This is a genomic window from Rhodococcus sp. ACS1 (assembly GCF_002300155.1).
Taxonomy (GTDB): domain Bacteria; phylum Actinomycetota; class Actinomycetes; order Mycobacteriales; family Mycobacteriaceae; genus Rhodococcus_F; species Rhodococcus_F koreensis.
This window is the reverse complement of record NZ_NSDZ01000008.1, coordinates 262,453-281,784: the sequence shown is the minus strand read 5'-3', so window position 1 is coordinate 281,784 and position 19,332 is coordinate 262,453. Positions and strand designations below refer to the sequence as shown.

The 19,332-nt window shown below is 64.9% G+C and carries 19 protein-coding genes; 8 read left to right on the top strand and 11 right to left on the bottom strand.

The genetic code is table 11. The features are described 5' to 3' along the window. Positions 1-53: 53 nt before the first annotated feature. Positions 54-1,541: a cell wall metabolism sensor histidine kinase WalK gene (locus CJ179_RS35640; protein ID WP_306454266.1), complete on the bottom strand. Its 1,488-nt coding sequence runs from the start codon at positions 1,539-1,541 to the stop codon at positions 54-56. Between the two features lie 71 nt (positions 1,542-1,612). After that, the gene (locus CJ179_RS35635) at positions 1,613-2,401 is read right to left on the bottom strand and encodes a response regulator transcription factor (protein ID WP_095864523.1); all 789 of its coding nucleotides are present in this window, start codon (positions 2,399-2,401) and stop codon (positions 1,613-1,615) included. 210 nt (positions 2,402-2,611) lie between these two features. Here CJ179_RS35635 and CJ179_RS53200 point away from each other — a divergent pair, with 210 nt between their 5' ends. Beyond that, positions 2,612-2,746, top strand: coding sequence for a hypothetical protein (locus CJ179_RS53200; protein ID WP_257015945.1), 135 nt, complete (start codon positions 2,612-2,614; stop codon positions 2,744-2,746). Between the two features lie 10 nt (positions 2,747-2,756). On the opposite strand, the gene CJ179_RS53195 is transcribed toward CJ179_RS53200, so the two are convergent. Next, positions 2,757-3,704 carry a DUF998 domain-containing protein gene (locus tag CJ179_RS53195; protein ID WP_095864522.1) on the bottom strand — a complete coding sequence of 316 codons (948 nt, stop codon included), beginning with the start codon at positions 3,702-3,704 and terminating at the stop codon, positions 2,757-2,759. Between CJ179_RS53195 and CJ179_RS35625 the strand changes: the two genes are divergently transcribed. Further along, on the top strand, positions 3,605-4,075 hold the full coding sequence (locus CJ179_RS35625) for a hypothetical protein (protein WP_179377762.1): 471 nt from the start codon (positions 3,605-3,607) through the stop codon (positions 4,073-4,075). The two genes, CJ179_RS53195 and CJ179_RS35625, sit on opposite strands and share 100 nt — an antisense overlap. Before the next feature lie 79 nt (positions 4,076-4,154). Here CJ179_RS35625 and CJ179_RS35620 read toward each other — a convergent pair whose 3' ends face one another. The 4 genes from CJ179_RS35620 to CJ179_RS35605 form a co-directional block, all read right to left on the bottom strand. Then, complete coding sequence (locus CJ179_RS35620; protein WP_095864520.1) at positions 4,155-4,952, bottom strand: SDR family oxidoreductase; 798 nt, start codon at positions 4,950-4,952, stop codon at positions 4,155-4,157. A gap of 143 nt (positions 4,953-5,095) precedes the next feature. Continuing rightward, on the bottom strand, positions 5,096-6,004 hold the full coding sequence (locus CJ179_RS35615; RefSeq protein WP_218834875.1) for an FAD:protein FMN transferase: 909 nt from the start codon (positions 6,002-6,004) through the stop codon (positions 5,096-5,098). A 22-nt stretch (positions 6,005-6,026) separates the two neighbouring features. Then, positions 6,027-6,908 carry an aldo/keto reductase gene (locus CJ179_RS35610; RefSeq protein ID WP_095864519.1) on the bottom strand — a complete coding sequence of 294 codons (882 nt, stop codon included), beginning with the start codon at positions 6,906-6,908 and terminating at the stop codon, positions 6,027-6,029. Positions 6,909-7,026: 118 nt separating this feature from the next. Next, the gene (locus CJ179_RS35605; RefSeq protein ID WP_095864518.1) at positions 7,027-7,908 is read right to left on the bottom strand and encodes a helix-turn-helix transcriptional regulator; all 882 of its coding nucleotides are present in this window, start codon (positions 7,906-7,908) and stop codon (positions 7,027-7,029) included. Between the two features lie 191 nt (positions 7,909-8,099). Between CJ179_RS35605 and CJ179_RS35600 the strand changes: the two genes are divergently transcribed. The 5 genes from CJ179_RS35600 to CJ179_RS35580 all read left to right on the top strand — a co-directional run bounded on the left by CJ179_RS35600 (position 8,100) and on the right by CJ179_RS35580 (position 12,955). Further along, positions 8,100-8,945, top strand: coding sequence for an oxidoreductase (locus tag CJ179_RS35600; RefSeq protein WP_095864517.1), 846 nt, complete (start codon positions 8,100-8,102; stop codon positions 8,943-8,945). After that, positions 8,942-9,763, top strand: coding sequence for an oxidoreductase (locus tag CJ179_RS35595; protein ID WP_095864516.1), 822 nt, complete (start codon positions 8,942-8,944; stop codon positions 9,761-9,763). The genes CJ179_RS35600 and CJ179_RS35595 overlap by 4 nt, the downstream gene beginning before the upstream one ends. After that, the gene (locus tag CJ179_RS35590) at positions 9,750-10,484 is read left to right on the top strand and encodes a flavodoxin (RefSeq protein ID WP_257015944.1); all 735 of its coding nucleotides are present in this window, start codon (positions 9,750-9,752) and stop codon (positions 10,482-10,484) included. The genes CJ179_RS35595 and CJ179_RS35590 overlap by 14 nt, the downstream gene beginning before the upstream one ends. A gap of 205 nt (positions 10,485-10,689) precedes the next feature. Next, positions 10,690-11,424, top strand: coding sequence for an SDR family oxidoreductase (locus tag CJ179_RS35585; RefSeq protein ID WP_095864515.1), 735 nt, complete (start codon positions 10,690-10,692; stop codon positions 11,422-11,424). Positions 11,425-11,845: 421 nt separating this feature from the next. Continuing rightward, positions 11,846-12,955, top strand: a complete 1,110-nt coding sequence (locus tag CJ179_RS35580; RefSeq protein WP_095864514.1) for an alpha/beta fold hydrolase — start codon at positions 11,846-11,848, stop codon at positions 12,953-12,955. Positions 12,956-13,017: 62 nt separating this feature from the next. Here the strand turns inward: CJ179_RS35580 and CJ179_RS35575 are convergent, their stop codons facing one another. The 3 genes from CJ179_RS35575 to CJ179_RS35565 form a co-directional block, all read right to left on the bottom strand. After that, positions 13,018-14,217, bottom strand: coding sequence for an acetyl-CoA C-acyltransferase (locus CJ179_RS35575; RefSeq protein WP_095864513.1), 1,200 nt, complete (start codon positions 14,215-14,217; stop codon positions 13,018-13,020). A gap of 73 nt (positions 14,218-14,290) precedes the next feature. Further along, positions 14,291-15,040, bottom strand: coding sequence for an N-acyl homoserine lactonase family protein (locus CJ179_RS35570; protein ID WP_095864512.1), 750 nt, complete (start codon positions 15,038-15,040; stop codon positions 14,291-14,293). 22 nt (positions 15,041-15,062) lie between these two features. After that, a complete protein-coding gene (locus CJ179_RS35565; protein ID WP_095864511.1) occupies positions 15,063-16,451 on the bottom strand; it encodes an MFS transporter in 1,389 nt (462 codons plus the stop codon). Positions 16,452-16,867: 416 nt separating this feature from the next. Here CJ179_RS35565 and CJ179_RS35560 point away from each other — a divergent pair, with 416 nt between their 5' ends. Then, positions 16,868-17,884 carry an MBL fold metallo-hydrolase gene (locus tag CJ179_RS35560; protein WP_095864510.1) on the top strand — a complete coding sequence of 339 codons (1,017 nt, stop codon included), beginning with the start codon at positions 16,868-16,870 and terminating at the stop codon, positions 17,882-17,884. Positions 17,885-17,954: 70 nt separating this feature from the next. On the opposite strand, the gene CJ179_RS35555 is transcribed toward CJ179_RS35560, so the two are convergent. After that, positions 17,955-19,298, bottom strand: a complete 1,344-nt coding sequence (locus tag CJ179_RS35555; protein WP_257015943.1) for an MFS transporter — start codon at positions 19,296-19,298, stop codon at positions 17,955-17,957. Positions 19,299-19,332: the final 34 nt, after the last annotated feature.

Genomic DNA, 19,332 nt, shown 5'->3' with positions numbered 1-19,332 from the left:
CTGTCGGGGTGGTGACACTCCCGTTCCCGTGGACCCTGTTGGGATCCAACACACTAGTTGCGCGTGACGGCGGAAGTCCGGAGGCGCTGATGGGTGACGGTGGCATTGCCAGAGAGTTCGATCGCAGGAATCCGAACGCGGAATGTCGTCCCGGCCGGAGTCGACTCGACACTCGCCTGACCGTGATGCGCGTCGACGATCGACGAGACGATTGCCAGCCCGAGGCCGGTGCTGTCGGTCTCGCGGGAGCGGGCCTTATCGCCCCGAACGAAACGCTGGAACAGGGTCGTCAGCAGATCTGGCGCGATTCCAGGCCCGTTGTCGGCGATCGTCAACTCGGCCGTCACCACATCCCGGTCGTCGGTCGTGGTTGTCAACGTTGCGACCACTGCGGTACCCGGCGGGGTGTGTACCCGCGCATTCGACAGAAGGTTCGCGACGAGCTGATGGAGACGCTCGTTGTCACCATTCACCATGACCGCGGACTCGGGCACGACCACCGACCAGCGGTGCAGGGGAGCCGAGACCCGAGCATCGTTCACGGCATTGACCAGCAGGTCGGCGAGATCGACGCAGGTCGTGTGCAGGTCTTGGCCCTCGTCCAGACGGGTGAGTAACAAGAGATCGGCGACAAGGGCGCCCATCCGCTTGGCTTCCGATTCGATCCGGGCCAGTGCGTACTCGGTCATCTCGGGGAGCTGGTCGCTGTCCTGTCGAGTCAACTCGGCGTAGCCCTGGATGGCGGCCAGCGGCGTCCGCAATTCGTGGCTCGCATCCGTGACGAATTGCTTCATCCTCCGATCCGCCGCCACGCGGACCGCGAGTGCGTCGTCGACGTGACTGAGCAGGTGGTTCAGCGCTTCCCCGACCTTGCCCACTTCGGTCCGTGGATCCGTGTCGGGGTCCGCGACCCGCACCGTGAGGGCCGCCTCACCGGTGCCGAGCGGAAGATCGGTGACCTTCTTCGCCGTGGCGACCACGCGGCTCAATGGTCGGAAGGCGACCCGAATTACGAGCACCGTGCAGATCATCGTCGCGGCGAGTGCCGCAAGGGCGAGAATCGACAGCACCACGGTTTCGCGGACCACAGCCTCGTTCGCCGCTGTCAGTGATATTCCGGCGACGAGAGTCAAATCTTCATCGTGTGCAAGGTTTTCCATCCGCATGTCGCCGAGGCCCGCCACGTCGAAGTCCTGCCGGCGATTGTCTGCCCACTCCCTGTTCTCGATCTGCGTGATTGCCTCGGAACTGAGCGGGGCCGGCTCGGAGTCCGAGAAGACCGCGGAGTCGGTGACCACTCCGTCGTCCAGGAGCACGATCACGGTGCCCGGAGCCTGCCCGCCGAACTCGGTCAATGGCTTCACGTAGTTCGGGTCGACGCCAGGGGGGGCGGCGACCGGGCTTCCGTCACGGTACTTGTCGACCGAGTGACTGAATACGGACATGGATCCGGTCAATTGCTTGTCGACGACAGTGGTGACCGACGCGCGCAGCGTCACCACGCCGACCACTCCGACGACGAGCAGAACAACTGCGATCACCGTGGTCAGTGCTGCAACCAATTTCCGTTGCAAACTCCACGGTCCCCGAGCGAGGAAACGGCCCGGCAATGTCATTCTGCGGGCCTGAGAATGTATCCGACGCCGCGAACGGTGTGAATCATCGGCTCCCGACCCGCGTCGATCTTTCGCCGCAGATAGGACACGTAGAGGTCGACGATGCTCGCCTTGCCGGCGAAGTCGTAATTCCATACGCGGTCGAGAATCTGCGCCCGGCTGAGCGCAAGTCTGGGATTGTGCATGAAGTAGCGGAGCAGTTCGAATTCGGTGGCGGTGAGCGCAATGCTGTCGCCGCCCCGTTTCACCTCGTAGCTGCCCTCGTCCAGCGAAAGATGGCCCACGGTCAGTACCGCATCGTTCTCGGAGATCGAATCGGCCGCCCGCCGTAGCAGACCCCTCAGTCGTGCAACGAGTTCTTCCAGGCTGAAGGGCTTGGTCATGTAGTCGTCGCCGCCGGCGGTCAGTCCGATCACCCGGTCGTCGACCGAATCCCGCGCAGTGAGGAAGAGGACCGGCACTCCCCCGCCCGAGCCCCGTATGTGCTGGAGCACACTCAGCCCGTCGATGTCGGGCAGCATGATGTCCAGGACCACCACGTCGAATTGCTGCTCACGAAATTTCTGCAGAGCGGTCGAACCGTCGTGCGCCACCTCGACGGCCCAACCCTCGTACCCGAGAGCGAGACCCACCAGGTCGGTCAGAGTCGGCTCGTCGTCGACGAGTAGCACGCGAATCGTCGACCCGTCTGCTCGATACATTCGGGGCAGTTGCGCCAGAACGGCGCGGCGACGTCCCGAATCGGCAGCATGAATATCCGGACGAGTTGATGACACTGCGACCATTATTCCTGATCGACTCTTGTGATCATAGGATGCACGGGCACTTCATAGAAACCTCACATCTTTTCACACAGAACACACCGACAGGTTCTTTATCGTCATGCGTCATGCGTGGTGTGACAAACCTCTTCGGACACGGGACAAGGTGTGGACTGACGGGCACTACTCGGGCTGCCGAGACGGCCTACCTATCGAACGGACAGTGATCGGTGCATGAACTCGCGCAACGACACAGACGACGAAACTCACGAGTTCGAACCGCTGATCACCCGGAAGGGGGCGATCATCTTCGCGATTGTCTTCCTGATCCTGGTTGTCACAACCTATCTGGACGCAGCACCCACGTAACTTCTGTACTTCACTTCCTCGTCAGGACCCAGGTGCCGATCACGGCCAATGTCGCCACTTCACTCACTGCCAGTAGACGCTCGGAATGAGCGAAAGTCACGACCTCCCACCACGCAACATCCGTCACCCCAGCAACGACAAACGCGTATAGGAGTGGCGAAAAACTTGCGATCGCCAGCCAGGCGAAGAGCCGAGTCCGTCGGGCGTGCACACCATGGGTTCGATGCCGAAGCCACGGCTTGGCGAGGAGGACGGCCGCGATGGGAAGACTGAGGAATGCAATCCCGCTCGCGGTGAGGTGAATACTGCCACTGATACTCGGGGGTTGAGACCAGTCCTGTTTGGGAAAGATTGCGATGGCGAGGAGTCCGAGAACCCACAGTGTCAGAGCGACGGTAGCGCCGGATCTCCACCTCGTGAGCTGTTGGTCTACAACTGCTACGAGTAGCGCAGCGGATCCCGCAGCAAGGAAGAGAATGGCTAGGGTAAAGATCCAACGGCCGCTGCCGACACCGTATGCGCTGATGGCTGATTCGAGTCGGCTTCGCATCGCTACTACGGCATACAGGTCGAGCAGGAGAAACACCGCAGCGGAGGCTGCAATCGCGCAGAGCGCGCCCACGGCGATCCGATCTGTCGGTTTCGCAAGGGTGGGCCGTAGGGCAGTTGGTCTTGTCACAGGTCGATCCGTCCGATTGGGGGTCTGGAGCCGGTTCTGCTTGGCGCTGCAAGCCGCTTGGCACGTGAGAATAATGCCCAATTCGATGTGTCCTCTTTGAAAAGATGAGTGTTTCCTATGCGCCAGGGGTGTACCACCAGTTCCTTCCGAAAGCGCCTGGCGCCCTATACATTTGAAAAATGAGAACCGACACCTTGACACGCGCCGCGCTCGCGACCGTTGCCTCCGCCGTTGCTCTCGTGCCGCTGGCAGGATGCTCCGATCTCGGCCGCGGGCCATCCCCTTCGGAATCTGTTCCTGCCACTGTGTCGACCCGGCCGCCGGAAAGCAGCACAGGGTCGGCGACCGGGTACGAGGACGGGACCTACAACGCGATCGGTGTGTACGGCGGCGGACCCTCCTACCTGGACGTCACCGTCACCATCAGCGACGAGGTCGTTGCCGATGTCACGGTCGGGACAATGGCGGAGAACGAGACGTCCCTCGGATATCAGGAACGGCTCGCGGCCGCCGTCCCCGATGAGGTGATCGGCAAGAGCCTCGATGAGGCCGAGGTCGGGAAGCTGGCGGGCGCGAGCACCTGCCCAGATGGCTTCAACGACGCCATCGAGCAGATCCGCGAGCAGGCGCGCTCGACCGACGGCAACTGAATTGGGCTTCACGGGTTCGCCGGCTCTCCGGGGTTCGTCGTGTGCAAGTCGGCTCACTCGGGTGCGGCACTCTCCGCTTTCAGAACCGTCCCCGTACCGCGTCGAGGTCGCTCACCACACGGGCCGGTTCGCCGGCGATCGGCAGATTGTCTCGATCCAGGACGGCGTCGAACGACTGCACGGGATCGGTCTTCAACGCGGCGAACAGCGACGTCAGATCGGATTGAGCCCCGCCGTTCTCGGCCACCAGTTCCAGGGTCTTGTGCTCGGCTGCGTCCGAGCTCAAGCTGCCGATGAGGACTTCCGCGATTTGCCGGCGTGCGATCACACCGTCGGACGGATCGCTCGCCCACCTGGTGTCGCCCTGCATCATCACGAGGTGGTGCTGATCCGGCTCGTTGTAGTCGAACCAGCCGGGACGGACAATCGTGTAGGGCAGCCCGCTGGCCCTGACAAGGCGTTCACCGCGCCGCTTCCAGTCGTGGCCGGGCGTGGGCTTGGTGACGCCGATCGTCGTCATCAACGCGATCCGGGCGGGCTTCTTCAGCGCGTTCAGCACGTTGCGGACGGCGCCGTAGTTGACCCGTTCTGCTTCGTCGGCGCCGCCATAGGTGCCGTGGGTGAATACCACCCCGGTCACCCCTTCGAGTGCCTCGGTGAGTGAGTCCGGCTGAGTGAAGTCGCCGACGACGACACGGGTGCCCTCAGGGAACAAGGAAGACTGAGTGCGGTCGCGAACGAGTGCCCTGGTCTCGAACCCCTCGCGCAAGGCTTCGTCGACCGCCAGTCGGCCGATACTTCCCGATGCGCCGACGACGAGCACCGGGTTCGCGGACGGACGCGTGTCGCCCGGTCTTTTGTGAGGTTGCTGGTTCATGTATTCAACGTTACGGTCGGCTCGAGCGGGGTGGGAGGAACTGCTGATACACCCCTCCGCGGTTCCTCCCTCCGGAACCGAAACTCCTTCGGAATTCGAAGTTTTCGGCGAGGCGATTTGTACGGGCCGCAACCGATCACCGGTCAGATTAAGAGATCCCCATCGAAGTTATCGGACCACTGGACTCTTCCATCAGCCAGGATGCGCACCCAGCTGAACTCGAATGACCTCAGGCTCGCTGGTTCGCTCACGAACAGGGCTGTCGCCAGCCCGTCCGCGGTGGCGGCGTCGGCGGCGAGCACCCAGGTCGCAACGACGTCCGCGACCGGGCGGGTTCGGCCGTCGAGCACGTGGTGCAGTCCGGCGCCCCACGCTCGTCTGGTCGTCGCCGACGCGCACAGCGAACCGTCTCGGAGGTTCACGGTGCCGATCACTCGGCCGGGAGCCCGGGGGTGTTCCAGTCCCACCCTGACGGCCGCGGCTCCGCGATGCCGCATGTCGCCGCTGGCGTCGACGAAGAACCGGTCGATTCCCTCCTCGTTCAGCGTCTGGCTGACGAGGTCGACCAGGTACCCCTTTCCTGCTGCGCCGACGTCGATCACGGTCGGACGATCCGAGGCGATGGTGGTTCCGTCACGGTGGATGTCGGAGAGCCAGCGGTCGCGACGGCGGTGCACGAGCGCGGCAGTGTCGGGGACGAGGGAATACCGGGCGTCGTAGCCGAGCAGTTCGAGGTCCCTTCCGATGAGCGGGTCGACCGCCCCGTCGGTTGCGACGACGAGGCGGTCGTAGAGTTCGAACGGGGCGAGGTCCCGGGCGGGGAACTCGAACCGTCCCCCGCCCTCGGCGCGCGCGATCCGCGTGACCGGTGAATACGCACGGAACCGGGACCAGACGTGATCGAAGTCCTCGGTGACGGAGCAGATTCTGCCCCGTACTTTCTCGGGAAGCGGCTGTTCGGTGTCGGCCTCCCAATCGGTACCGATCGCCTGGACCCGGAATGTGACCTCGAGGTTGACCGGTTGGCCATCCGCTCGAACACGGGCGTTCATCCCGTCACCGATCACCTGCGGTTCATGCTTCCGGTATGTCGCGTGCGAACAACTCGGGAGTGACGGTCACGGGATCGGGTCCGCCACGGACACCGGTGTCGAGTGCATCGATCGCGCCGAGTTGGTCGGTGGTGAGTTCGAAATCGAACACGTCGAAGTTGGCGGCGATGCGCTCGGGGTTGACGGACTTCGGAATCGCCGAGCGTCCCTCCTGCAAGTGCCAGCGCAGCATGACCTGGGCGGGCGTCTTGCCGTGGGCGGCGGCAATCTCGCCGATCACCGGATCGTTGAAGGTCGACCGAGCGCCGTCGCCACGGTAGCTGGTGATGCCGCCCATCGGCGACCACGCCTGAGTCAGAACCCCGCGCTCCGTGTCCGCGGCCTGCACGTCCGCCTGGGTGAAGTACGGATGCACCTCGACCTGATTCACCGCGGGCACGACATCGGTCTGCTCCAGCAGTTTCGCGAGGATGTCGGGCATGAAGTTGCTGACACCGATTGCGCGGACCTTGCCGTCGCTCAACAGCGTCTCCAGCGCCTTGTAGGCCGCGACGGTCTTGTCGAACTGGGTGGGGACGGGCTGATGCAGTAGGAGCAGGTCGATCTGGTCGACGCCGAGCTTGCCCGCGCTCTTGTCGAAGGCGTGCAGGGTCTGGTCGTAGCCGTAGTCGCTGATCCAGATCTTCGTCTCCACGAACACCTCGGAACGGTCGAGCCCGGACCGGCGGATGCCCTCGCCGACTTCGCGCTCGTTGAAATAGGAGGCGGCCGTGTCGATCAGCCGGTAGCCCACCCGGAGGGCTTCGGCGACGGAAGCGGCAGTGGTTTCGGGCGGGGTCTGGAAGACGCCGAAGCCCAGGGCGGGCATCTCGACGCCATTGTTCAAAGTCAGGTTCATACTCATATTCCTTAACGTTAGACACTCGATGTGAGATGAGGGAGTAACTGGGAGTACACCCTTCGCGGTCGGGCTGCCGGACTCGGCGGTGTGCCTCTCCGCCCCACAGGTGGGGCGGGGCCGATCAGAATGAGCGATGCGCGCGGGCGTCGCTGATTGTCTGGCCGGTGGCGGCAAGGCTGCCGAGGAGCTTCAGGCGTTCCTCCGTGGGGCTGCCGGGCTCGGCGGTATAGGCGAACATGAACCATTCCGGGTTCGCGGGCAGATCCATTGCTTCGTAGGAGAATTCGAGGTCGCCGACGGCCGGGTGGTGGATGCGTTTGATTCCACCGCGATGATGACGGACGTTGTGTGCGGCCCACCGGTGCCGGAAGGTGTCGCTACGGGTGACGAGCTCCCCGATCAGATCGGTGAGCGGCTTGTCGAGCGGATTCTGACCAGCGTAGGTTCGCATTGTCGCAACGATGTTGTCGGCGTTCTGTTCCCAGTCCGGGAAGAAGATCCGCGCGGCGGGATTGAGGAACGTGAACCGGGCCGTATTCCCGCGGTTCGCCGGATCATCGAGCATGGGCGCGTAGAGCGCCCGGCCGAGTGGATTGGCGGCGATGAAGTCCATACGCCGATCCCGCACCCACATCGGCGCGCCGGTCACCGCGTCCAGGAACCGCTGCAACGTGGGCGTCACGGTCTGCTCGGCGGGTCGTTTGCGTCGCCGCGGCGGCGGTGGACCGGCGGCTCGGGCGAGATCCGCCAGGTGGTCGCACTCGGCGTCGTCGAACTGAAGAGCTCTGGCGATGCTGTCGAGTATTTCAGGGGACACTCCGGTGAGATCGCCGCGTTCCATCCGCGCGTAGTACTCGACACTGACCCCGGCGAGCATGGCGACCTCTTCGCGGCGCAGTCCGGGCACGCGGCGGCGTCCCCCACCGATGATGCCCGCCTGGTCCGGGGTGATCCGGTCCCTGCGGGTCCGCAGGAACTCGGCCACTTCTGCTCGGTGATCCATATCTTCAACGCTAACGTCAGCGACGGTGCTGTGGGAGGAACTGCCAGTACACGGATAAGACGTGACTCCCACGCGCGCGCACGGTGCGATGGAATGGGCATAGGGCTTCTGCTTCCGCGCCCCGGACAGCGTCCCTGCCCGCCCGGCCAGGCGCGAGCGCTGGCGCACTACGCACGACAAAGGAGACGAACATGACCACCTGGTTCATCACAGGAGCTTCGAGCGGCCTGGGAGCCTCGCTGGCACGGGCCGTCCTCGAGCATGGCGACAACGCGGTGATCACCGCCCGCAACGCCGACCACGTACAGGACCTCGTCGCCGCGCATCCGAACAGTGCGCTGGCGGTGCCGTTGGACGTCACCGACCACGATCAGGTAGTCGCCGCGGTCGGCGCCGGGACCGACCGGTTCGGGGGTATCGATGTGCTGGTGAACAACGCCGGGCACGGGTACCGGGCCGCGGTCGAGGAAGCAGCTGTGGACGAAGTGGACGAGCTGTTCGCCACGAATTTCTTCGGCCCCGTCGACGTGATCAAGCAGGTGTTGCCGCAGATGCGTTCCCGCCGGTCGGGCACCATCGTGAACGTCTCCTCGATTGGCGCGCCCCGATCGAACCCCGCCTCCGGCTACTACACCGCGACGAAGGCAGCGTTGGAGGGCGTGTCCGACGCGTTGAACCGCGAGGTTGCGCCGCTCGGGATCCGGGTGATGGTGCTCGAGCCGGGCGCGTTCCGGACCGACTTCTCCGGTCGCTCCCTGAACCAGTCCAGCACCGTGATCGACGACTACGCCGACACCGCCGGGAAGCGCCGCAAGGAGAACGACCACACCCACGGCACCCAGCAGGGTGACCCCGATCGCGCGGCGCAGGTCATCATCGCCGCGGTCGACGGCACGGACGCCCCGTTCCGCCTGCTGCTCGGGACCGACGCCATTCAGATCGTCCGCGAAGAGCTCCAGGGACGCATCGACGAAATCGACGAGTGGGCGCATGTCAGTGCCACCACCGACTTCGCCATCGAGAAGGACGACGAATGACGACGTGGTTGATCACCGGAGCATCGAGCGGACTCGGCCGCGCGCTCGCCGAGCGTGTTCTCGCTGCCGGGCATCAGGTCGTCGCAACCGCGAGGAACACGGACGCCCTCGACGACCTCCGGGCGGCTTATCCGGAAACCGCGTTGATCACGTCCCTGGACGTCACCGGCCCGTCATCCATCGATGCCGCCGTAGCGAGGGTCGAGGAGCGCTGGACCGGTATCGACGTGCTGGTGAACAACGCCGGTTACGGGTACACCGCCGCAATCGAGGAAGGCGAGGACGAGGCTGTGACTCGCCTGTTCGCGACGAACTTCTTCGGTCCCGTTGCGCTGATCAAGGCGGCCCTGCCCGGTATGCGCAGCCGCGGGAACGGCCTGATCATCAACATTTCATCTGTGGGCGCGCGCATCACCATTCCGGGCGGTGGCTACTATTCCGCCGCGAAGGCTGCCCTCGAGGGACTGTCCGGGTCACTCCGCAAGGAGGTCGAGCCGTTGGGGCTGCGCGTGATGGTCGTCGAACCCGGATCGTTCCGCACCGACTTCCGCGGACGCTCCGCCGACCGGTCCAGCATCCAGATCGAGGCGTACGACCAGGTACTCGGACGGACAGGTGACGCGGCGCTCAGCCCGCAGCGTGGCGCGCCGGAGAAAGCGGCGGCCGCGATCCTGCAGGCCGCCGAGGACGCCGAGCCACCGAAGTTGCTCGTTCTCGGTAGCGATGCGCTCGGCGGTTTTCGTGCGGCCGCCGATGACGCCGCCCGCGACGTCGATCGGTTCGAGCAACTCAGCCGCAGCACCGATGCAGCATCGTGAGCGCCGCCGCCGTCCCGCACCTGACGGCATCATGATCGAATCCCTCAGCCGCAGAACACTCCTGACCGCCGGGCTCACCGGGCTCACGGCCATTGCCGCGGTCCTCACCGGCTGCACCACCGAGCAGCGCCCGCAGGAGGGCCCGGCCACCGGAGAGCGAACCCCGAGGACACCCGATCCCGAGACAACCACCGTCCCCGGCCCGCGAGTGCTACTCGTCTACTTCTCCCGCGCCGGCGAGAACTACTACTACAGGGGCCGTCGGAACCTGGAGGTCGGCAACACCGAAGTCCTCGCTGGGATGATCTCCGACCGGATCGACTGTGTCACCTACGAAATCGAGGCCGCTGACCCCTATCCCGATGCATACGACCCGACTGTCGAGCGCAACCGCCGAGAACAACAGGACGACGCCCGTCCCGCGATCGCGAACCCGCTTCCGGACGTCAGCGGCTACGACATCGTGCTCCTGGGCAGCCCCGTGTGGAACATGCGCACCCCGATGATCATGTCCACCTTCGTCGAAGGCGTCGACCTCGCGGGGAAGACGATCCTGCCCTTCGTCACCTATGCCGTCAGCGGCATGAGCGGCATCGATGACGACTACCGCGATGCCCTTCCCGGCAGCGATGTCCGTGACGGGTTGGCCATTCAGGGCGAGACCGTCGCAGAAGCAGCCCCGGACCTCGACACGTGGCTCAGCGCCAACAACCTCGTGTGAGAAAGCGGCACGGGCAAGGCGCCCGCTCATGTACGTCACGACCGCTCGACAGTGGTAAGGAGTAATACCAGTACACGGATAGCCGGTTACTCCCGTATTCGGCCTCACCGTGGTGTGCTGGAAAGGCAGCAGGGCGAGTGTCCCACCGTGTATCGGGGCGCCACCTCTGCTAGATCCCCTGACCAATTACAAGGAACCCAATCACATGACTGACTCCCAGAATCTTCCCCGTGTTGCGGTCATCACCGGTGCATCGTCCGGTATCGGCGCGGCCACCGCTCGCGCCCTCCATGCCGACGGATATCGCGTCGCACTCCTGGCGCGCCGCCTCGACCGTATCGAGGCTCTCGCCGCCGAGCTCGGTGACGGTGCGATCGCGATCCAGGCCGACGTGACCGACCGCGACGCAATCGTGGCCGCAGCTCAACGGGTGCAGGACGAGCTCGGCGGAGCCGACGTGCTGGTCAACAACGCAGGAACCATGCTCCTGGGCCCGTTCTCCTCCGAACAGCGCGCCGACTATCGCAACATGATCGAGGTCAACCTGCTCGGTGCGATCACCGCCACCGAGGTCTTCCTCGACCAGCTCAAGGACGGCGGCGGTGACCTCGTCAACATCTCCTCCGTCGCCGGACGCACGGCCAGGGCAACCAACGGGGTCTACGCCGCTACCAAGTGGGGCGTCAACGGATGGTCCGAATCCCTCCGTCAGGAACTGCTACCGGACGTGCGGGTCACGCTGATCGAACCGGGTGTGGTCGACACCGAACTGCCTACCCACATCACCCACGAGGCCACCAGGCAGGCTGTACAGCAGGGCTACGACGCGGCGACGGTCAAGCCCGAGGAGATCGCCGAGGTCATCGCCTTCACCCTCGCCCGCCCCCGTCATCTGGCCATCAACGAAATCCTGCTCCGCCCCGCCGGCCAACTCGGCTGACGGCGATCCAGTCCACCCGCACCCCACCGGGTGGACTGGTTTCGGTATTTCCCGCGGGGACTTCTTCCCAGCGGCAGCGCGGCACTGCCGATCGGGTCGATGGTCGGCGCAGACGGCTGGGCCTCGGACCAGCTACGGCCGGGCGAGCGGACCGGCGCTTCACAGGAAGCTCACATCTTTTCACACAGAACGCATCGACAGTTTCTCTATCGTCATGCGGCATGTGTTGGTGTGGCTTACCCCCCGGGGTGCGGGACAGGGATTCGGGATTCCCGCGAGCTCCGATCTCGATTCCAGCGGCTCCCGTTGATCACAGTCTCCGGAGCATCGGGAATCTCGCGGGCACGCCACGCCGGGACGGCATCGACCATCCGACCGCCAATATTTCGCAGAACACGCTCCAGTCGGGAGAACAGACGATATGCACACCACAACGATCGGCACGCGGACACGGATGGCCGCCCTCGCGGTGGCTGTCGCCGCTGCGCTCACCGCTTGCAGCTCCGGCGACAGCGGAAGTGACTCACCTGCGACCGGACTCGCCATCGCCGAGCAGGGCAGTTTCACCGTCGGCGGCACCATGACAACCGCGCCCGGCCAGTTCGATCCTCGTCGTCCTGCCGACCCGCAGGGACAGACCTATCACGGCGACCACGCCTACGCCTACTACCAGGTGCCCCAAGACGCCCGGAACCTGCCGATCGTGATGCTGCACGGCGCCGGCCAGTCCGCCAAGACCTGGGAGACCACCGCCGACGGCCGGGAAGGTTTCCAAAACCTGTTCCTGCGCAAACAGTTCTCCACATATCTCGTCGACCAGCCGCGGCGCGGTGACGCGGGCCGCGGCATGGTCGGCACCACCGTCACCCCGACCCCGGACGAGCAACTGTGGTTCAACCAGTTCCGCCTCGGGACCTGGCCGGATATGTACCCCGGGGTGCAGTTCTCGAGCGACCCCGCAGCCCTGGACCAGTTCTACCGTTCGATGACACCCAACACCGGTCCCTTCGACGCCGGGGTCATCTCCGACAGCCTGTCAGCCCTGTTCGACCGGATCGGCGAGGGGATCCTCTTCACCCACTCCCAGGGTGGCGGGCCCGGCTGGCAGACCGCCATGAAGAATCCCGACGTGAAGGGTATCGTCGCGTTCGAGCCGGGCAGCGGATTCGTCTTCCCCGAAGGGGAAGCACCACAACCGATCCCGAACGGTTTCGACACCCTCAGCCCGGAAACCGTTCCGATGGACCAGTTCACCGCGCTGACGAAGATTCCGATCGTCATCTACTACGGCGACAACATCCCCAGCGAGCCCACCGACCAGCCGAACCAGGACAGCTGGCGGGCCCGGCTCCAGATGGCACGGCTGTGGGCCGATGCAGTCAACCGCCACGGCGGCGACGCCACCGTCGTCCACCTGCCCGAGATCGGCATCACCGGCAACACCCACTTCCCGTTTTCCGACCTCAACAACACCCAAATCGCCGACGAAGTCTCGAAATTCCTCGCCGACAAGCAACTCGACGGCAAGTAGCCGAACTCTTTGCGCGAAAGGCGAAACTCCTTGCGTTCGTCCTTCCAGGACGCCTTACTGATTCAGATTTCGAATAGCCCAGCGGCGCCCATGCCGCCGCCGATGCACATGGTCACGACCACGTATCGGCCCCCGCGGCGACGTCCTTCGAGCAGTGCGTGTCCGACGAGGCGGGCGCCGCTCATGCCGTAGGGGTGGCCGATGGAGATGGCGCCGCCGTTGACGTTGTAGCGATCGGGGTCGATGCCGAGGTGATCGCGGCAGTACACCGCCTGGGAGGCGAAGGCCTCGTTGAGTTCCCACAGGTCGATGTCGTCGATCTTCAGGTCGTGCTGGCGGAGCAGTTTCGGGATGGCGTGGACGGGGCCGATGCCCATCTCGTCCGGGTGGCTGCCGGCGACGGCCATCCCACGGTAGGTGCCGAGGACATCGAGGCCCCGGCGGGCCGCCTCCCGGCTTTCCATGAGCACTGCGGCCGAGGCGCCGTCGGAGAGTTGGGAGGCGTTGCCTGCGGTGACGGTGGCCTTCTCGGTGACGTGCCCGTCCGCGAGGACGGTGCGCAGCCCCGCGAGTCCGGCGAGATCGGTCTGCGGGCGATTGCCTTCGTCCTGGGTCACGGTGACCGTCTCGACGCCGGCCTCCCCGGTCGAGCGGTCGGTGACCACCTTGGTGGTGGTGAGGGGAACGATCTCGGCGTCGAACAGACCAGCCTGCTGAGCGGCGGCGGTGCGCTGCTGGGACAGAAGGGCGAAGGCGTCCTGGCGATCGCGGGACACGCCGTAGCGTTCGGCGACGATCTCGGCCGTCTCGAGCATCGGCATGTACGTCTGCGGCAGGTTCTCCACCAGCCACGGGTCGCGGGCCCGGTAGCGGTTCGCGTGATCATTCTGCACCAGCGAGATGGATTCGACGCCACCGCCGACCGTGACGGTCATGGAGTCGGCAATGATCTGTTTCGCGGCGGTGGCGATGGCCATCAGCCCGGATGCGCACTGGCGGTCGATTGTCATACCCGGCACGGTGACCGGCAGCGACGCGCGCAGGGACGCCTGGCGTGCGATGTTGAGCCCGGAGGCGCCTTCCTGCATGGCGCAGCCGAGGACGACGTCGTCGATCTCGGCGGGGTCGATCGAGGCCCGCTCGACCGCGGCGGTGATCGCGTGGGCGGCGAGGTGCTGCGGCGGGGTGTCGTTGAAGGCGCCGCGGTAAGCCTTTCCGATCGGGGTGCGTGCCGTGGAGACGACGACGGCTTCTCGTGTCACTGGGTTCCTTCCGGAGCTAGGCGATGATGTTCAGCAGGGAGCCGGGGTTCGGCGACCTCGAGAATCGGCGAGATCACTTGAAAATCGACCGTTCGAGAACACGGAAGTCGTGGCTCGGGATGACCTCGCAGTCAAGGGCTTCGATCTTCAGCAGACTCTCGTGATAGGCCACGAGATCGGTGAAGAGTCCGACGGGAATGTGGTCGGCTTCGGCGTCGCCCTCCCAGTTGTCGTACAGGTAGACGCAGTCGCCGGCGATGAGGTAGCGGGTGGTGTCTGCCTCGACGAGAACTCCCTGCGAGCCCGGAGTGTGCCCCGGCAACGCGACCAGTGTGATTCCCGGGGCCAACTCGGTGTCACCGTCGACGGGAACGATCTTGTCCTCGGCGCGCTGCCATGCGGGGTCCATATCCGGCAGTGCCTCGAATTGCCGGCAGTGCCAGGGCACGGGCTGTCGGGCGAAGTCGAGTTCACGTTGCTGGACGACGACGCGTGCGTTGGGGAACAGATGGTTGTTCGAGCTGTGATCCCAATGCAGGTGTGTGTTGACGACGAGGCGCACGTCGTCCGGATCGATCCCGGCGGACCGCAGAGCCACCTCCGGTCGTTCCTCGACAGTTTGTTCCATCTTGATGCGGTGGGTGTCCCAGGCGCGGCTGAGGTCGGCCCCGGTGTCGACGACCACGGGCGCGTCCCCGCCTTCGATCACGAACATGATGAGCGGGAGGTCCATGGTGTCGCCCCATCCCCGCAGATAGGTGAACGAGGGCTTCGGGAGGCCGAATACGCGGCCGACAGAGAATGCTCTGATCGTCAGGCTCATGAGACCACTCCGATGTAGTTGTCTAGTTGTTGTCGGCTCGTGCGAATCCGATGTCGGGAGGGAGTTCGTCCAGTGCCCTGCTGCGGGTCTCTCGAAGGACGAGGGTGCACACAAGGCCCACCAGGCAGTAACCCGCCAAGAATATCCCGAAGACGAAGCCACCGTGACTGTCGATGATGCTTGCTGCTACCAGCGGCGGGATACCACCACCGAGGATTGCGGCGAGGCTGTAGGCGAGACCGGCGGCGGTGAAGCGGTAGCGCGTGTGGAACAGCTCGGAGAGGAACGACCCGCACACTCCCCAGCCGTGGCCGGCGATGAGGAAGCTCACGGTGATGCCGATCCAGAACGCGACCGGTGACTCGGTGTCGAGCAGGGGAAAGAGGACCAGCGCCCAGGGTATGCCAATCATGTTGACGAGCAACAGAACAGGTCGCCGGCCGATTCTGTCGGACAGGATCGCACCCGAGATCATGGCCAGACCGTTCACCACGTTCCCGAAGATCCCGGCCGCGAGCACGCCGTGCTGGCTCAGGTGCAGTGTCGCGGTCCCGTAATTGATCAGATACGCGATCCCGATGTAGCCGAAGGCAAACGACGACACGAGCGCCCCGGCACCGAGGAGGATCTCCCTCCACTGGTTCGTCAGGGCATCCTTGAACGGGAGACTGCTTCGCCCGCGCCGCTTGACCTCGTTCGCGAAGATCGGGCTCTCCTCGAGCTTGAACCGGGCGTAGAGGCCGACCGTGACGAGGACGATGCTGAGGAGGAACGGAACACGCCAGCCCCAGGCGATGAATGCCTCGTTGCTCATGAAGAGGCCGGTCACGAAGAAGGTCGACAGCGCGAGGATGTTGGCGACGGCTCCGCCGAGGTTGGTGAACATCGACCAGAATCCGCGGCGGTCGCTGGGAGCGTTCTCCGACGTGAACAGTGCAGCGCCTGCCCATTCACCGCCCGCGGCCAGCCCTTGGGCTATGCGGAGCACGATGAGCAGGATCGGTGCGACAACCCCCGCGGTCGCTGCGGTGGGCAGCAGACCGATGATGACCGTGGCGGCACCCATCAGGCACATCGTGGAGATCAGCGTCCGCTTACGGCCGAGACGGTCTCCGAAGTGTCCGAAGAGGATGCTGCCGAACGGACGGGCCACGAACGCCACGCCGAGAGTCGCGAATGCCACGACCGTTCCGGCGTAGGTTCCCAGGGCCGGAAAGAAGGCATGGGCGAACACCAGAGCAGCTGCTGTACCGAAGATGCCGAAGTCGTAGAACTCGATGACAGTTCCCATGAAGCTGGCGAACGCCACCTTCGGCATCTTGTTCGTCTTGGCCTCGGACGAATCGGCGGGCTCCGTCGGGCGCTCGGCAACTGGAGAGTCCTGCGTCGGAGGGGGAAGGTAGTCGGTCAAAGCAGGTGCTCCTCAATGCCTTCGAAGTAGCGAGCGCAGCGGCCGAATGCGCCCCACGGCCCAGTGCGGCCGAAATTCGTACTTATATACGAACCATTGGCTCCATTTATGAACTAGAATGTATCCCGCCTCACAATGCTCGTCAATAGCAACTTGGCCCATCGCGCCATCGAATGAAACCACTGGGCGCGACCGCCGCGGCGGTGTCACCGTGGACGTCGTGACGGGCGTAGCGTAGCGTCGGGATACCCACCCAGTGTCGTTGCCCTGGACCGAATTCCAGTCGGAATCTCGTTACGCGCAACCTGGCTCGCGCACATCACTACCGGAAAGGTCACCGTCACCATGGACCGGCGAACACCGTCGAATAGTCCTCTACCACTTGCAAGTTCATCCATCGAGCGGAAACCCATCCGATGAGCGGTTCCGACGACTCAGGGCTTTCGTTGATCGCTCCCGGCCTGTGGCAGATCGCCATGCCGTTTCCGAGTCCGTTGCGGCATTCCTTCGCCTACCTGCTGCAGTCGGATCGCGGATATGTTGCAGTCGATCTGGGGTGGGACAGCGACGAGGGCTGGAAGGCGTTCACCGATGGACTCGCGGGCGCAGGTGGAACGCTGGATGACCTCACGGGTGTGGTCGTGACTCACGGCCATCCTGACCACTACGGCCTGGCAGCACGAGTCCACCGGCACAGTGGGGCATGGATTGCGCTTCACCCTGCCGAGTACCCCCAGATAGCACGCACCACCGCGGATCGCCGCCGGCGCCTCGCCGAGATCACCTCGTGGCTTGATCGCGTCGGGGTGCCTCCCCACCGCTCCGCCGACCTCCTCGCCGACCGTGATCAACTCATGCTCGACATGTCGTCGCAGTGGCCGGACCGCGAGCTTGTCGACGGCGCCACGGTCCCCGACACCGACGGCCAACTTCTCGCGGTGCACACACCCGGCCACACGCCAGGTCACATGGTGTTTCACGATCGGGGCCGGAACATTCTCTTCACCGGCGACCACCTGCTGCCCCGCGTGTCGGCCAACATCTCACAGCGCCCGACGTCAGGCGAGGACCCCCTCGGCGACTACTGTGCCTCACTCACGAGGCTGGGACCGTTCGGCGACGCCGTGGCCGCCCCCGGTCACGAGTGGACCTTCACCGGCGTCGATCGACGAGTTCGCGAGGTGGAAGTGCACCACCTCGCGCGATTGGACGAAATCTGGACTGCGGTCGCTGACGGACACCGCACGGCCTGGGACGTCGCGAATGCGGTGAAGTGGGCCCGACCATTCGATTCACTGAATCCGCGCGGCGCCCGCGCTGCTCTGGGCGAAACCATGTCCCACCTCGTGCGACTGGAACGCGAGGCGCGGGTGGAAAGGCAGGACGGCAGCCCACTGAGCTGGTTGCCGATCACCGGTCGCACTTCTCCCTGAACCGCGTCAGCACTGTGCCGGTACCCGTCCGGGTACCGGCGCAGTCTTGTACCAGGCGAGGAACGAAGGATCAGGTAGCGCGTGGGACGTCCGGAATGTCGTCCAACTCGACGTCCCGAGTTTCCCGCAACCTCAGCGTGCACGCGATGGAGACCAGGCCGAGGCCTGCCAGCAGGACACCGAAAGCAAGACCTCCCCACGTCGAGATGACACTCGCGGCGATCAGCGGGGGAAGCGCACCACCGAAAATTCCGGCGAGGCTGTACGACAGACCTGCGGCGGTGTAGCGGTACCTGGTGTGGAACAGCTCCGACAGGAAGGATCCCGCGACACCGAATGCGTGACCGGCGACGAGGAAGCTCACAGCAAGTCCGATCCAGAACGCGGCCAGCGATTTCGTGTCGAGCAACGGGAACAGCACCAGCGCCCAGGGGATCGCAACAACGTTCGTGATCAGAAGAATGCGTCTCCGGCCTACGCGGTCGGACCGGGTTCCACCTGAGATGATGCCGATTCCGAGCATCACACCGCCGAACACGCCGGCTCCGAGGACCTGCGAGCGATCCAGATCGAGCGTTGCGGTGCCGTAGTTGGTCAGGTAGGACGCGCCCATGTAGTTGAGAGCGAAGGCCATCAGCAAGGTGCCGGCGCCGAGCAGGATCTGCCTGCCCTGGTTGCGGAACGCGTCCGCGAACGGAAGTGAGCTGGCACCGTCGCCCTTGATCTGTTCGGTGAACACCGGAGTGTCATCGAGCTTGAGGCGGACATAGAGGCCGAAGACCACCAGGAGCGCGCTCAGCAGGAAGGGGATCCGCCACCCGTGGGACACGAACGTGTCGTCGGTCATGAACACACTGGTCAGCAGGAAGGTCGTGGCGGCCAGCATGTTGGCGGCAGCGCCTCCCAAGTTGGTGAACATCGCCCAGAAGCCACGCTTGTCCTTCGGCGCGTTCTCCGTCGTGAAGAGCGCGGCACCGGCCCATTCACCGCCCGCGGCCAGCCCCTGCGCAACGCGCAAGAGAATGAGGAAGACCGGTGCGAGGACACCGATCGTTTCAGCAGTGGGAAGTACGCCGATGAGGACGGTCGCAACGCCCATGGTCAGCATGGTGGCGATCAGCGTCCGCTTTCGCCCGAGCCGGTCTCCGAAATGTCCGAAGAGGATCGCCCCGAACGGTCGCGCCACGAACGCGACACCCAGCGTCGCGAACGAGACGACGGTGCCGGCGTGAGCCCCCAGGGCTGGGAAGAACACGTCGGAGAACACCAGCGCCGCGGCGGTACCGTAAATGATGAAGTCGTAGAACTCGATGACAGTGCCCATGAAGCTCGCGAGCGCGACCTTGTGCATCTTGTTCGCGCTCGGGGGCAAAGCGGGGGAATCCACTCCCACCGGCTGCTCTTGCAGCGACATCCGGCCTTCTCCTTGATGGTGGGGCGGTCCGACG

Excerpts from the sequence above, each read along its gene's own strand:
- CJ179_RS35635 (WP_095864523.1), bottom strand. The coding sequence starts at position 2,401 with ATGGTCGCAGTGTCATCAACTCGTCCGGATATTCATGCTGCCGATTCG.
- CJ179_RS53200 (WP_257015945.1), top strand. The coding sequence starts at position 2,612 with ATGAACTCGCGCAACGACACAGACGACGAAACTCACGAGTTCGAACCG.
- CJ179_RS35625 (WP_179377762.1), top strand. The coding sequence starts at position 3,605 with ATGAGAACCGACACCTTGACACGCGCCGCGCTCGCGACCGTTGCCTCC.
- CJ179_RS53195 (WP_095864522.1), bottom strand. The coding sequence starts at position 3,704 with ATGGCCCGCGGCCGAGATCGGAGCATCCTGCCAGCGGCACGAGAGCAA.
- CJ179_RS35620 (WP_095864520.1), bottom strand. The coding sequence starts at position 4,952 with ATGAACCAGCAACCTCACAAAAGACCGGGCGACACGCGTCCGTCCGCG.
- CJ179_RS35615 (WP_218834875.1), bottom strand. The coding sequence starts at position 6,004 with ATGAACGCCCGTGTTCGAGCGGATGGCCAACCGGTCAACCTCGAGGTC.
- CJ179_RS35610 (WP_095864519.1), bottom strand. The coding sequence starts at position 6,908 with ATGAGTATGAACCTGACTTTGAACAATGGCGTCGAGATGCCCGCCCTG.
- CJ179_RS35605 (WP_095864518.1), bottom strand. The coding sequence starts at position 7,908 with ATGGATCACCGAGCAGAAGTGGCCGAGTTCCTGCGGACCCGCAGGGAC.
- CJ179_RS35600 (WP_095864517.1), top strand. The coding sequence starts at position 8,100 with ATGACCACCTGGTTCATCACAGGAGCTTCGAGCGGCCTGGGAGCCTCG.
- CJ179_RS35595 (WP_095864516.1), top strand. The coding sequence starts at position 8,942 with ATGACGACGTGGTTGATCACCGGAGCATCGAGCGGACTCGGCCGCGCG.
- CJ179_RS35590 (WP_257015944.1), top strand. The coding sequence starts at position 9,750 with ATGCAGCATCGTGAGCGCCGCCGCCGTCCCGCACCTGACGGCATCATG.
- CJ179_RS35585 (WP_095864515.1), top strand. The coding sequence starts at position 10,690 with ATGACTGACTCCCAGAATCTTCCCCGTGTTGCGGTCATCACCGGTGCA.
- CJ179_RS35580 (WP_095864514.1), top strand. The coding sequence starts at position 11,846 with ATGCACACCACAACGATCGGCACGCGGACACGGATGGCCGCCCTCGCG.
- CJ179_RS35570 (WP_095864512.1), bottom strand. The coding sequence starts at position 15,040 with ATGAGCCTGACGATCAGAGCATTCTCTGTCGGCCGCGTATTCGGCCTC.
- CJ179_RS35560 (WP_095864510.1), top strand. The coding sequence starts at position 16,868 with ATGAGCGGTTCCGACGACTCAGGGCTTTCGTTGATCGCTCCCGGCCTG.
- CJ179_RS35555 (WP_257015943.1), bottom strand. The coding sequence starts at position 19,298 with ATGTCGCTGCAAGAGCAGCCGGTGGGAGTGGATTCCCCCGCTTTGCCC.